The sequence below is a fragment of the Paenibacillus sp. GL_099_B genome, from assembly GCF_057835695.1.
On the sequence record NZ_CM174430.1, the window covers coordinates 888,846 to 901,615 of the forward strand.

At 46.4% G+C, this 12,770-nt stretch carries 12 protein-coding genes; 10 read left to right on the top strand and 2 right to left on the bottom strand.

What is annotated here, in order from left to right; all coding sequences use genetic code 11:
• Positions 1-43: 43 nt before the first annotated feature.
• Positions 44-409 (bottom strand): DUF6713 family protein, encoded by a 366-nt coding sequence (locus tag AC3ITG_RS04165; protein WP_063567174.1) that lies wholly within the window; start codon positions 407-409, stop codon positions 44-46.
• A gap of 170 nt (positions 410-579) precedes the next feature.
• Here AC3ITG_RS04165 and AC3ITG_RS04170 point away from each other — a divergent pair, with 170 nt between their 5' ends.
• The 9 genes from AC3ITG_RS04170 to AC3ITG_RS04210 all read left to right on the top strand — a co-directional run bounded on the left by AC3ITG_RS04170 (position 580) and on the right by AC3ITG_RS04210 (position 10,428).
• Entirely contained in the window at positions 580-2,553 is a 1,974-nt protein-coding gene (locus AC3ITG_RS04170; RefSeq protein ID WP_489252891.1) for a serine hydrolase domain-containing protein, read from the top strand.
• A gap of 54 nt (positions 2,554-2,607) precedes the next feature.
• A complete protein-coding gene (locus tag AC3ITG_RS04175) occupies positions 2,608-3,282 on the top strand; it encodes a response regulator transcription factor (protein WP_413375314.1) in 675 nt (224 codons plus the stop codon).
• The gene (locus AC3ITG_RS04180; RefSeq protein ID WP_489252892.1) at positions 3,279-4,631 is read left to right on the top strand and encodes a sensor histidine kinase; all 1,353 of its coding nucleotides are present in this window, start codon (positions 3,279-3,281) and stop codon (positions 4,629-4,631) included. Before AC3ITG_RS04175 ends, AC3ITG_RS04180 begins: the two co-directional genes overlap by 4 nt.
• Before the next feature lie 176 nt (positions 4,632-4,807).
• Positions 4,808-5,137, top strand: a complete 330-nt coding sequence (locus AC3ITG_RS04185) for an ArsR/SmtB family transcription factor (protein ID WP_076291641.1) — start codon at positions 4,808-4,810, stop codon at positions 5,135-5,137.
• A gap of 167 nt (positions 5,138-5,304) precedes the next feature.
• Positions 5,305-7,059, top strand: coding sequence for a SulP family inorganic anion transporter (locus tag AC3ITG_RS04190; protein WP_489252893.1), 1,755 nt, complete (start codon positions 5,305-5,307; stop codon positions 7,057-7,059).
• Positions 7,013-7,384 carry a DUF1186 domain-containing protein gene (locus AC3ITG_RS04195; protein ID WP_489252894.1) on the top strand — a complete coding sequence of 124 codons (372 nt, stop codon included), beginning with the start codon at positions 7,013-7,015 and terminating at the stop codon, positions 7,382-7,384. The genes AC3ITG_RS04190 and AC3ITG_RS04195 overlap by 47 nt, the downstream gene beginning before the upstream one ends.
• Entirely contained in the window at positions 7,362-8,741 is a 1,380-nt protein-coding gene (locus AC3ITG_RS04200) for an amino acid permease (RefSeq protein WP_489252895.1), read from the top strand. Before AC3ITG_RS04195 ends, AC3ITG_RS04200 begins: the two co-directional genes overlap by 23 nt.
• Positions 8,742-8,849: 108 nt before the next feature.
• A complete protein-coding gene (locus AC3ITG_RS04205; protein WP_489252896.1) occupies positions 8,850-9,110 on the top strand; it encodes a hypothetical protein in 261 nt (86 codons plus the stop codon).
• Between the two features lie 4 nt (positions 9,111-9,114).
• Positions 9,115-10,428 carry an alpha/beta hydrolase family protein gene (locus AC3ITG_RS04210; RefSeq protein ID WP_489252897.1) on the top strand — a complete coding sequence of 438 codons (1,314 nt, stop codon included), beginning with the start codon at positions 9,115-9,117 and terminating at the stop codon, positions 10,426-10,428.
• Positions 10,429-10,454: 26 nt separating this feature from the next.
• On the opposite strand, the gene AC3ITG_RS04215 is transcribed toward AC3ITG_RS04210, so the two are convergent.
• Positions 10,455-11,438: a MerR family transcriptional regulator gene (locus AC3ITG_RS04215; protein ID WP_489252898.1), complete on the bottom strand. Its 984-nt coding sequence runs from the start codon at positions 11,436-11,438 to the stop codon at positions 10,455-10,457.
• A 333-nt stretch (positions 11,439-11,771) separates the two neighbouring features.
• On the opposite strand from AC3ITG_RS04215, the gene AC3ITG_RS04220 reads away from it, so the two are divergent.
• Positions 11,772-12,674 carry an SDR family oxidoreductase gene (locus tag AC3ITG_RS04220; RefSeq protein WP_489252899.1) on the top strand — a complete coding sequence of 301 codons (903 nt, stop codon included), beginning with the start codon at positions 11,772-11,774 and terminating at the stop codon, positions 12,672-12,674.
• Positions 12,675-12,770 lie beyond the last annotated feature (96 nt).

Sequence of the window (12,770 nt, forward strand, 5' to 3'; positions counted from 1 at the left end):
CGATCATACGGTTTCTTATTTCTCAGTGGAAGATCTAATGAAATTACAATAATAACGCTAACAAATGGATGGCCCCAATAATCCCCATGGGGTAAATAAATGATCTGGAAAATGAATTCTTAAATTCATTACGAGGGTGTTTTTCGAAAAATAGGTGCAGTACCGCATGGATGATGAAAAATATATCCAGCACCCAGAACGTAATCGTTTGATATGAGCTAAAAAGCAGTGCGAGTATGACGGTGTAGAGTGGTAGGTGAACGAATGTGAAGCATTTATAGGCTTTTTCATCTTCCATATCTTTCAGCACGATAAACAATTTCCACTCAGATCGTCTAATGGCGTCCATTTCGTGCAGTAGAAATAAAGATAAATTAAACAAAAACAAGACTAGTAAAAAGTCAGGCATATCCATTCTCCCCTTCTTATTCAACCTTCCCCTATCTTACTAAAGCCAATTATATTTGGCAAAATATGACTAAAGGGTTCACGCTCCGTTCATACGTTCTTGATATGCTCTCGAAAGAAAGCCGAGGAACAGTGATCAACACAAAATATACGGAGTGGTGGAGGTTTGTTATGTCATCGTCGATAAGGAAAATGGTTTGCAAAATGATGTTACTGGTATTGTTGGGTGCTACGCTAGGGGCAACTTGGTTAGGGATTAAAGCTCCCGTATCAGCAGAGGCTTACTCTTCCGGATTGAGTTCTGGTACACAAGAGAAGGGAGTCGCTGTTAACCTGGATAACAAAGAACAGCTAGCAGCATTCATTGATGGGATTATGGATGTTCAAATGGATTCTTTACAGATTCCGGGCGCAGTCATTTCGATAGTGAAGGATGGGAAGATTCTGCTATCCAAAGGGTACGGACATTCGAACATCCAAGAAAATAAACCCGTTGATCCCGAAACCAGCCTGTTTCGGATTGCGTCGACCACAAAGCTGTTCACATGGACCGCGGTGATGCAGCTGGTTGAGGCGGGAAAGCTTGATCTGGATACTGACGTTAACACCTATCTGAAAACGGTGAAAATACCACCAACCTATGCGGAACCAATTACATTACGTCATCTCATGACCCATACGGCAGGCTTTGAGGAAGGCGGTGTTGGATATCAGATTACCACCGATCCAGAGAAGCTCCCCGTTTCCATTGCAGAAACAATGGCAAACCATATGCCAGCACGGGTCATGCCTCCAGGCGAGATGATGGCCTATTCCAACTATGGTGCCTCACTCGCGGGACTTATCGTCGAAGAAGTTGGTGGCATTGCTTATAATGACTATATACGGAAAAATATATTTGATCCGCTGAGCATGAAGTATGCTACGGTGGAGGAGCCTGTTCCGGCATCGTTGAAGCCCTATGCCGTACTTGGATATGCCCGAGCCAATGGCGAGTATGTAACCAAGCGCCCTACGTTTGAAGGCGGCTTCCGACCAGCAGGATCAGGCAGTGTCTCGGCGAATGATATGGCTCATTTCATGATTGCCCATTTACAGGACGGACGATATGAGGATAAGCAAATTCTCAAGCCGGAAACCGCCAGGCTTATGCATTCCCCGGCGTTCCAGTTTGACGAACGTTTACCCGCCATGGACTTGGGCTTTTATGAGTTGAATATGAATGGACTGCGTGTGATCTCTCATGGAGGTGCCGACGAGCTATTTAATACAGCGCTCTATCTTGTACCAGACCAACAAGTCGGCATATTTGTTTCCTATAGTGGAGGGGACGGTGGAACGGCAGCAGGAGGATTGGCGCAAGCCTTCTTTGATCGTTACTATCCTGCCCATATGACGAAGCAGCCTGCTGCAACCTCTATTGAACTAGGGGAGCCTCTGGAGAAATATGCTGGCTCATATCAATTTACACGTCGTAATCACACGAAGATCGATAAGTTTTTCAGTTTTCTGACTCAGATCAATATTGAGGTTTCGGATAACCGGCTGTCGATTGGAAGTGGTGCAGATCAGCAAGTATACACTCCGATTGGAGTGAATCTATTCCAGGAAGTCGGCGGGAAGCATCAGATGGGATTCCGTACGGATACAGAGGGCAAGGTCACGTATCTGTTTCTGGATATACTCAACCCCATGCCACTGGAGCCAACCCTGTTAATTAATCAATCGAAGTTCTGGCTTCCGTTGCTCGGTATCTCGGCCGTTCTGTTCATTACCGTACTACTGGGAGCTGTTTATCGTAGACGCAAAATCAAAGCGATGCCAAGGGTGCAGAAATGGGCAGTCCTGCTGTCGGTAGTTACGTCCGTGTGGTCATTGGTGACCTTGGGAGCTACACTTCTGGTGATGAACTTAGATCTGATCGATCGACTCAGTCATATTCCACTATCTCTACGTCTTTATCTGTTCATGCCTCTGATTCTTGTGGGATGGAGTGTGGCAATCGTAACGATGAACGTTATGGCATGGAAAAACAAATATTGGACGTTACCTAAGCGTGTGTACTATACGTTCGTAACTCTAGCAGCAGTAACCTTATGTTTATTTTTCTATCATTGGAATCTGTTGGGCTGGCATTTTGGTTGAACCCTCCACCCAGGTGGAAGAGGAGAAGAAATATATTGGAGGCATGCATTTGATATGACCCAAATCCTTGTCGTGGACGACGATGTGCACATTCGTGAGCTGATCACCTTGTTTTTGCGGAATGAGGGATTTGAGATCGTGGTGGCTAAAGACGGTGCAGAAGCATTGGATATTGTTGAGAAATCCCCAATTGATCTGGTTATCCTCGATATTATGATGCCAAAATTGGATGGTTGGGAACTATGCCGGGAGATCCGGCGCATGGATCTGAATATGCCGCTCTTGATGGTTACGGTAAAAGGGGAATCGGCTCAGAAAGTGAAGGGATTCCAGCTTGGAATAGATGATTATTTGACGAAGCCCTTCGATCCACTGGAGCTTGTGATGAGAGTGAAAGCATTGCTGAAACGGTATCTGATTGTCTCTTCCCAAACGATTCAATTGGGGGGCATTACACTGAATCGCCGCAGCTTTCAAGTGATTCGAGGGGAGGAGACGCTCAATCTGCCTTTAAAGGAGTTCGAATTGCTGTTCATGCTGGCGAATCAGCCTGGGCAGATATTTACCCGGGAACAGCTAATTACGAAAATCTGGGGGAGCGACTATGAAGGGGATGACCGAACGGTTGACGTTCACATTAAGCGATTAAGGGAAAAATTTGCTGGTGATGTCCACCATTTTCAGATTGAAACGGCCCGCAGTCTGGGCTACCGGTTAGTGATCACATGATCAAGACCTTATACGTTCGCATCATTTTCACATTTCTGGTTGTCATTATCTTCAGCCTGCTGTCGTCTTTCCTCATAGGGCTCTTTCTGTTCAAAAAAGAAGTAAACCATCTCGGTCAGAATGACATGATTGCAACAGGTGAGGAAATGATACGTCTCTATGAACAAACACACCCGGAGGACCGGGAGGCATTCATTAAAAGTATGGTGAAGATATCCACCTATCCCATTCATCTATATGACGTTTCCGGCAACGTAACATACTATGATCTGGACAATACGGAGACCGTTCAAATTGCACAAGAGCTGGTTCAAATGGTATTGCAGGGTCAGGTCTATCGTTCTCCGGCTGAGGTGGATCAGACCTTTATCGGTCTTCCTTTCCCATTCCAAGGGGAGCCACAAGCCGTGTTCATGCAATATTCCCCGCAGAACGAAAATATCATTAATCGGATGGTCTTCCTGGTATTATTACTCGCCCTGTTTATCGGAAGCCTTTGTATTCTTATTGCTGCAAGGTACTTGGTGAAACCGATTCAGGTATTGACTCGTGCAACCAAACGGCTGGCGAAGGGTGATTTTGACGTGGAAATCCAAACGAAACGTGTGGACGAAATGGGAGCTTTAACACACAGCTTTAATGAGATGGCGAGTGAGCTCAAACAGTTAGAACAGATGAGACAGGATTTTGTTTCCAATGTATCTCATGAGATTCAAACCCCGCTGACCTCTATTTCCGGTTTTGCCATGGCGATGAAAAATAGTAGTCTGGTTGCCGAAACTGATCGTAACTATTACCTCGATATCATTATTACGGAGAGTGGACGGCTATCCAGACTTAGCGATAATCTGCTGGAGCTTGCATCTCTGGACTCCGATCATCATCCATTCGAGGCTGCTACCTATAATCTTGATGAGCAAATTCGGCAAATTATCGTTACCTGCGAGCCGCAGTGGTCCACCAAAAATATTCAGGTTCATCTGGAGTTGGCAGAACCGATTCAAGTTACAGCAGATCGGGATCAGCTTAATCAGGTTTGGATGAATCTGCTGGGGAACAGCATCAAGTTTACGCCAGCAGGCGGGCATATTCACATACGGACGAACCAGGTAGCTAATGAAATTCACTTCATGATAACGGATACGGGCATTGGAATAGCGCCAGAGCAGCTGGAGTATGTGTTTGATCGGTTTTATAAAACAGACCTGTCGCGAAACCGCAGCATCAGCGGTAACGGTCTGGGCCTTGCGATCGTCAAGAAAATTGTGATGCTCCATCACGGAACCGTCGAAATGAAAAGCCAGGAAGGTGATGGGACGACGGTGATGGTTCATCTGCCTTTAGGATAATTAAGAAAACAGCTCAGGGCTGCCTATAGATTCCTTTAGATTCTTTACGGCTAAAATCCGACCAATGAACCCTTCACGGACGACATAGAGCATTACATTTCCTTTCTACTTCCTTTCAATATGTTATATGTTATGATATTTGCATCTTCAAAAGTTTGGTTGAAGGGGCATAGCGTATGAATCAGAGCATACAACAGTTTAAAGCGGATTTTTTCAAAGCGTTGGCGCATCCGATGCGAATTCAGATTCTGGAGCTGCTGAGCGATGGGGCGAAAAATGTGAATGAACTGCAAAGCATTCTGGGATCGGAAGGCTCCGCCGTCTCGCAGCAGTTGGCTGTATTGCGCAGCAAAAACGTTGTCCAGGGATTAAAAGAAGGAACGACAGTTACTTATTCGCTTCGCGACCCTTTGATTAAAGACCTGCTGGCCGTTGCTAAAAAGATTTTTGATAATCATTTGGTTGATGCCATTTCCATGCTGGAAGACATTCGAAAAGATACTTAAACACATTAAACAAGAGGAACCGGAAGCAAGTTCAGGTAACTTCTTGTTTTTTGCGTTTTATGAGGGTAACTATTTTGAACATTACGATTGACAGAGAGCACAGACCGGAGTAGTCTTTTTATTATATTCAAATATTCAAATATATAAAGAAAAGAAGGTTAAGACCGATGAAATGGATGGGGAGATTTGCAGGATACAATGCTTCCGCTTTTCGCAAGGATCTGTTATCCGGACTGATCGTGGGCATTATTGCGATCCCGCTCGGAATGGCGTTTGCGATAGCTTCCGGAGTCAAACCCGAGTATGGTCTGTATACAACGATTATCGCGGGCGTTCTCATTTCCTTGCTGGGGGGGTCCAAATTCCAGATTGGTGGTCCAACGGGTGCATTTATTCCGATCCTCTTCGCCATTGTCATGCAGTATGGATACGAAAATCTGCTTATTGCCGGGATAATGGCCGGATTGATGCTTGTACTTATGGGCGTTTTCAAGCTTGGCGCGTTGATCACATTTATTCCAAGACCCGTGACCATTGGATTTACGGCGGGTATTGCTGTGATTATTTTTAGTGGGCAAATTGCGAATTTTCTGGGGCTGAGCGGCATCGAGAAGCACGAGGATTTCTGGTCCAATATGAAAGAAATCGGTGTACATATCTCGACGATTAATATATACAGTTTGTTGACAGCTGGAATTTGTCTGGTTGTTCTTTTGCTTGTGCCAAAGTTTGCACCAAAGGTACCAGCCTCGCTGGTCGGTCTTTTTCTATCCACCGTCGTGGCTGCACTCTTTTTCAAGGATCAGGTGGCTACGATTGGCTCGACCTTCGGTATTATTCCAGGAGCGCTACCCCAGTTTCATATTCCAGAGATCACATGGGCTCGTGTGGTGAGTTTGCTGCAGCCCGCTTTTGTCATCGCCATGCTGGGCGGTATCGAATCGCTTTTATCAGCTGTTGTTGCGGATGGCATGACCGGGAGCCGTCATAACAGCAATCGGGAGCTGATTGGGCAGGGGATCGCGAATATGGTGACACCGCTATTCGGCGGCATTCCAGCAACAGGGGCCATTGCGCGTACGGCAACGAATATTAAATCCGGTGCAGTATCGCCATTTTCTGGCGTTATTCACGGCGTTGTTGTGTTGCTGGTGCTTGTTCTCTTCGCACCATATGCGTCCCACATCCCACTTGCCAGTATGGCCCCGGTGCTGATGCTGGTTGCCTGGAATATGAGTGAGCGGAGATCGTTCATACATGTAATGAAAACCAAAACGAGTGATTCACTCGTACTGCTCATTACCTTTTTGCTCACCGTTTTTACGAGTCTAACCACCGCTGTGGAGGTGGGGTTGATCCTGGCGGTCCTTCTATTCGTGAAGCGCATGAGCGAGATGCTGAAGGTTGCCAAAGTGCTGCCTGATCCCGATCACAAGCATGAGAAGGTTATGGCGCATATGGTTCATGAAGGGCATGATTGTCCGCAGATCAGTATGTATACGATTGAAGGCCCTTTGTTTTTTGGAGCGGCAGATGTGTTTGAGAAATCGGTGATGGATTCGATTCATCAAAGACCAGGTATTCTGCTGCTGCGTATGGGGAAGGTTCCTTTTATGGATACAACAGGTGAAGCCAACCTTGCCAGTTTGGTGAAGCATTTTGAGCGATGCGGTGGCATGATACTGTTTTCAGGCGTTCAGGCGCAGCCCTTGGAGATGATGAGGAAAACGGGTTTAATGGAGCGCATTCATCCTGATCACATGTTTGAGCATACCGGTGAAGCCATCAATTATGCATTACAGCATCTGAATCACCAGAAGTGCCTAGGCTGCAAGCATTTTGCTTTTCGTGAATGTGCTGTGTTGTCGCGAGAAGATGCCGTTGCTGAACGGCAAAGTTTGCTGGAGCCTACCTCCATATAATCTGGAATTATCGTTCTGTTCGAAGCTTCTTCACACGGAGGGGATTGGACGAGTACTTGCGTCTATATATGATGGGGATGCTAATTTGTTGTACGGCTTAATTGAGAACACTAAGGCAAATGAGTATGTACGGGGACAAGCATTGAATGCTTTGGTTATTCTGGTTTTGCATGGCCTGCTGCCTGTTTATTCGATGAATCCGCTTCCTTACATTCCTTGTTGTATTTCTGCGGCACATCTCGTACAATTTGGTGAAGTAATTCTGCATTGCGTTAATGTGAATGTGAAAAGGGGAGAATCGTTTGGAATCAAAGCAACTATCTAGAGGGCTAAAGCCCCGCCATGTAGAGCTGATTGCACTCGGAGGTACGATCGGGGTCGGATTGTTCATGGGATCGGCAAGTACGATCAAATGGGCAGGTCCTTCGGTGCTGCTGGCCTATTTGTTGGCCGGGATCATTATCTTTTTTGTCATGCGTATTATGGGGGAAATGTTGATTCAGGAGCCTGTCACAGGTTCATTTGCCACATTTGCTCATAAGTATATCAGTCCACTCGCCGGGTTCCTGACTGCCTGGAGTTACTGGTTCCTCTGGGTAACGGTTGGTATGGCAGAAGTCACCGCGATTGGGATTTATGTAGGCTACTGGTTCCCAGATATTCCACAATGGCTGCCTGCCTTGGCTGGCGTGCTCATTATTGCGGCAGCGAATCTGGCAGCGGTAAAGTACTATGGAGAATTCGAATTCTGGTTTGCACTGATCAAGGTGACGGCGATTGTCTTCATGATCGTGATTGGATCCGGACTGATCTTCTTCGGCTGGGGGAATGGAGGACAGCCCATTGGGCTATCGAATCTGGTGAGCCATGGCGGATTTTTCCCAGGAGGGATCAAAGGTTTCCTCTTTGCCCTGTGTATCGTAACGGCTGCTTATCAGGGCGTTGAAATGGTAGGGATTACGGCAGGTGAAGCAGAAAATCCGAAGATCACGCTGCGTAAAGCGATCAAAAACATCGTGTGGCGTATTCTCATTTTTTACGTTGGGGCCATCTTTGTCATCGTGACATTGTACCCTTGGAATGAAGTGGGAGAGACGGGAAGTCCGTTTGTACTGACGTTTGCCAAAGTCGGGATTGTCGCTGCTGCGGGAATTATCAACTTTGTCGTGCTTACCGCGGCGATGTCGGGATGTAACAGTGGGATCTATAGTGCAGGACGTATGCTTTACACGCTTGCGGAGAATGGACAGGCACCGGCCTTTTTCAAAAAGTTGTCTAAAGGCGGGGTTCCCCGCAACAGTATTATCATCACGATTTCTTTGCTGCTGGTGGGTGTGGTACTCAACTATCTGATGCCGGACTCCAAACTGTTCCTGTACATCTATAGCGCAAGTGTTCTTCCGGGGATGGTTCCGTGGTTCGCACTGGCCTTCAGCCAGTTCAGGTTCAGAAAGCGTTGGGGCAATGAGATGGGAGATCACAATTTTAAATCCAAATGGTTCCCAATCAGCAACTATATCATCATCGTATATCTGGCGCTCGTCATTATCGGTATGGCATTTAACCCGGATACGCGGTTACCCCTGATTGTCGGGGCTACATTTATGGCGATCGTTGTGATCGGATATTTCGTATTTGGCATAGGAAACAGACAGAGGGTAGATGAAGGCGAAGATCACTAGCCTTATGTTATAAAATGTTGATGTTAATACCGTAATATCATACTTGCATTCCTTGAATACATAGGAGAACCTTCGGGAGATCCAGTGTCATACAGGGAGTGCATTTTTTTGTTTTCAAAAATCACCCTTGAATCTCCTGTAACTGGAGGTTTTATGATTGGAGATAGAAGAGCTGCTGCACGATATATTTTAATTTTAATTGTGGCAGAGAAGGGGGCAAGGAATAATGAGAACTCTGGAATGGATCTATCTTATTTTCAATGTAGTAATGCTAATGTGGTTGATTGGGAACCGGAACAAATCTCGGAAAATGGTGTGGGGAGGATTGGTCATATCGGTTGTGTTATTGTTGGTTCATGGGGTGATTGAGGGATTGCGTTGGCCTATGATTCCGGCGTATCTGCTCACCCTGGTTCCACTGATTGTGTTAATCGCTAAGAGGTCAAAATCAGCCGTCGTGCGGAAATTCGGACGTGTTCGAATCATCGGAACATCGCTGTTGGTATTGGTATATGCTGCCGTGACGATGGGGCTGCCACTTCTGTTTCCGGTATTTTCATTTGATAATCCAACAGGACCTTACGGAATCGGTACGGTTTCCTACGATTGGACGGACGAGAGCCGGGAGGAATTGCTGACGAGTACAGCCGGAGACAAACGGGAATTGATGGTGCAGATCTGGTATCCAACGGATAAAGACACCAAGGGAACAACGGCTCCTTATGTGAATGATCCGAAAGTGTATGCAACAGCCTTTAATGATGTGCTGAAGCTGCCAAAGCTTTTATTTTCAAGCCTGAGTCAAGTCAAAACCCATGCCATTCTGGAGGCATCATTGTCTGATGCGGAAGCCAAGTATCCGGTCATCCTTTTCTCTCATGGCCTGCATGGTTATGAAAACCAAAATACGTTCCAGGTGGAGCAACTGGTCAGCCAAGGTTATATTGTTGTGGGCATTAATCATACGTACAGCAGTCTGGTCTCGGTGTTCCCGGATGGGCGTGTGGCGCAGTTTGAATCGGAGGGCAAGGAAGGCTTCGATCAACTGCAGTTCAGTTATATGGACAAGCTCAACGAGACATGGGTGAAGGATGCGCAATTTGTGCTGGATCAAGTGGAGAAGCTGGCTGCCAATGACGCAAACGGGCGTTTTAACGGTCATATGGATCTGGACAACATCGGCATGTTTGGACATTCATTTGGCGGGGCAACAACCGTACAGATACTGATGGATGATCCTCGTGTCAAAGCAGGTATGAACATGGATGGCGTATTGTTTGGAGAGAAGCGCATTCCTGCTGAAGGTGTAGGCAAACCGTTTCTCATGATGAGCGCGGACACAACCGTTGCAGGTACAAGTGTCATGAGTGACGACGAGATTGCAGCTATGGGCACCACTCGTCCGGAAGCCGAGAAATACTACGAAGAAGTGTATACACGTTATGAACCGGTGACCGCGGGAAGGAACTACTGGATGGAGCTGAGTAATACCAAACATTTAAGCTTCTCGGACCTCTATCTGATATCTCCCATTCTGGAATGGTCACAGGGTGTAGATGCAAGGAAAGCACACCAAATTGTAAATGATACAACAATCGACTTCTTTAACCACTATCTGAAAGGGCAACCGCTTCAGTTGGACAGTGAAGTGGGAGAACACACATCCTATTCATTGAAAAAAGGTTGAATGTAAAAATGGAAGAGGACTGAAATTCAGTCTTCTTCCATTTGCTTTAATCGCAGTCGCATGCCTTCCTGCAACAGATTAATGCCGTCTACGATCTCGCTCCATTCGGGATTCACGATCTTGCAGAGCTTGTTAAAACGAAGGATGCGCTCTGTTACGGAGTCGAGCATATATCGAGCTTGTTTGCGAAAAAATGCTTCCTGATCTCCAGCATGTTCAATACTGGCGTACATCATCACAAAATCCCATACCATGCTCTGCACTGCGGGGCTATCTAACGGCCAACGTTTCTCCAGAGCTTCAGTGGCACGAATGCGGAGGGTCTCCATTTTTTTCACCCAGGCATCTGCTTCAATCTGTGGATGATTCGCCATGGTGAAGAAAGGAAGTTCAAGGCGGGCCAGATCGGCGATATAGGCCGGATCGTTGATGATTTCCTGGATTTCCTTCCATGCCAGTGTTTGTTGGGCAGATAGCTTTGTATCTTTCATCATGTATTTGTCGAAAAAATGCAGAAACGAAACTCTCCATTCATGCGGAATACCATCCAGCAGCTGAGATTCTTCCATTTTGGCCGAAACGAATTGTTTTCTTTTTTGGGCATTGGCGGTCAGCGAATCCACTAGGCTTGAAACATAGGTTAGAGAATGTCCGGAATGGAGTGTATCTTCCTTTTCATGCTGTTTCGCTTGTTGCAGAACGGAGAGCATGGAATTCATGGTCCCGATTTGAGTTTCCAAGGCTTCAATCTGTAGATCCAGCGCCTGGGACACGCCAAGTTCACCGGACATCAGCTTGCGAATATCCGATATGCCAAAATTCAAATAGCGAAGCGTTGTGATAAGTTCCAGCCGCCATACATCTTGCGGTGTATAGAGACGGTGACCACCTTCTGTATGAAAAGAGGGCCGGAGCAACTTGATTTCATCGTAATAACGAATCGTTTTGACAGTCGAGCCGATCATTTTGGCAGCTTCACCGATCGAATATGTATCTTTGCTTTGGTTCAATGAAATCACCTCAGGATCTATTATACAACCTCCAGTCACTGGAGATTCAAAGTCGGAAGGTTTGCTATGGAAATATTCAGAGCCAGTTTAAATTCCACCCATCTCGGTTACAAAGGAAAGAGTGCAACTTTTATGAAAACAACATAATAAATAAATTTAAAATTTACATGATAACGAAGAGCGCGGAAATAACCTGGAGAAACGGAGTGTTCGCCTTTATCCCCGGATTTTCCCCTTATAAGAGGAGAGAAAAAAATCTGGGGATAACAGCGATCGTAAGGTTATTCTGTGATCGTAGTGATCATTGTAAATTAATCTGAGGAGGAATTGTACATGGCTAATCAAGACCAGCACACCATGCAAGATCCGACGACACAATATCCGAAGGCAACATCAGATTGGAAGCAGCAGCAGGAGGAGCCCGGGCTTCAACGTGAAATGACTCCTGTACCTGATGCAGGTGAGAAAAGCTATAAAGGTAGCGGGCGTCTGACCGGCCGTAAAGCTGTTGTAACCGGAGCAGACAGCGGTATTGGTCGGGCAGCCGCCATCGCTTTTTCCCGTGAAGGTGCGGATGTCGTTCTGGCTTACCTTCCCGAGGAAGAAGCCGATGCGAAGGAAGTGGTCAAGCTGATCGAAGAGGCAGGCCGCAAGGCTGTTGCGATTCCAGGTGACCTCAAGGATGAGAAATACTGCGAAGAACTCATTGAATCTGCTGTAAAAGAGCTCGGTGGGATCGATATCCTCGCCAACGTGGCAGGTAAACAGCAGTTTGTTGAGCAGATCGCCGACCTGACCACAGAACAATTTGATGCGACATTCAAAACTAATGTCTATTCGATGTTCTGGCTCTGTAAAGCAGCTGTGAAACACATGAAGCCAGGCAGCTCCATCATTAACACGTCTTCTATTCAGGCATACAAGCCATCTCCAATCCTGCTGGATTATGCGACAACAAAGGCTGCAATCAACACCTTCAGCAAAGCGCTGGCTCAGCAAGTCGGCAGCAAAGGCATCCGTGTGAACGTCGTCGCACCAGGTCCAGTATGGACACCGCTTCAGGTGGTTGGTGGACAGCCCGTAGAGAAGCTTGCTGATTTCGGCTCCAATACTCCGCTTGGCCGTGCAGGACAGCCTGCTGAAATGGCCCCTGCGTTTGTGTTCCTTGCGAGCCAGGAATCCAGCTATGTGAGCGGTGAGACATTGAACGCCAATGGCGGTTCAGTTAGTCCGTAATATTGGGATAACGAAAGGTGCTACGTCCAGAAAGGACGGAGTACCTTCTTTTTTATTCATGAAAGTTTGAAAAATTTCAACTAACTTCTATAAATT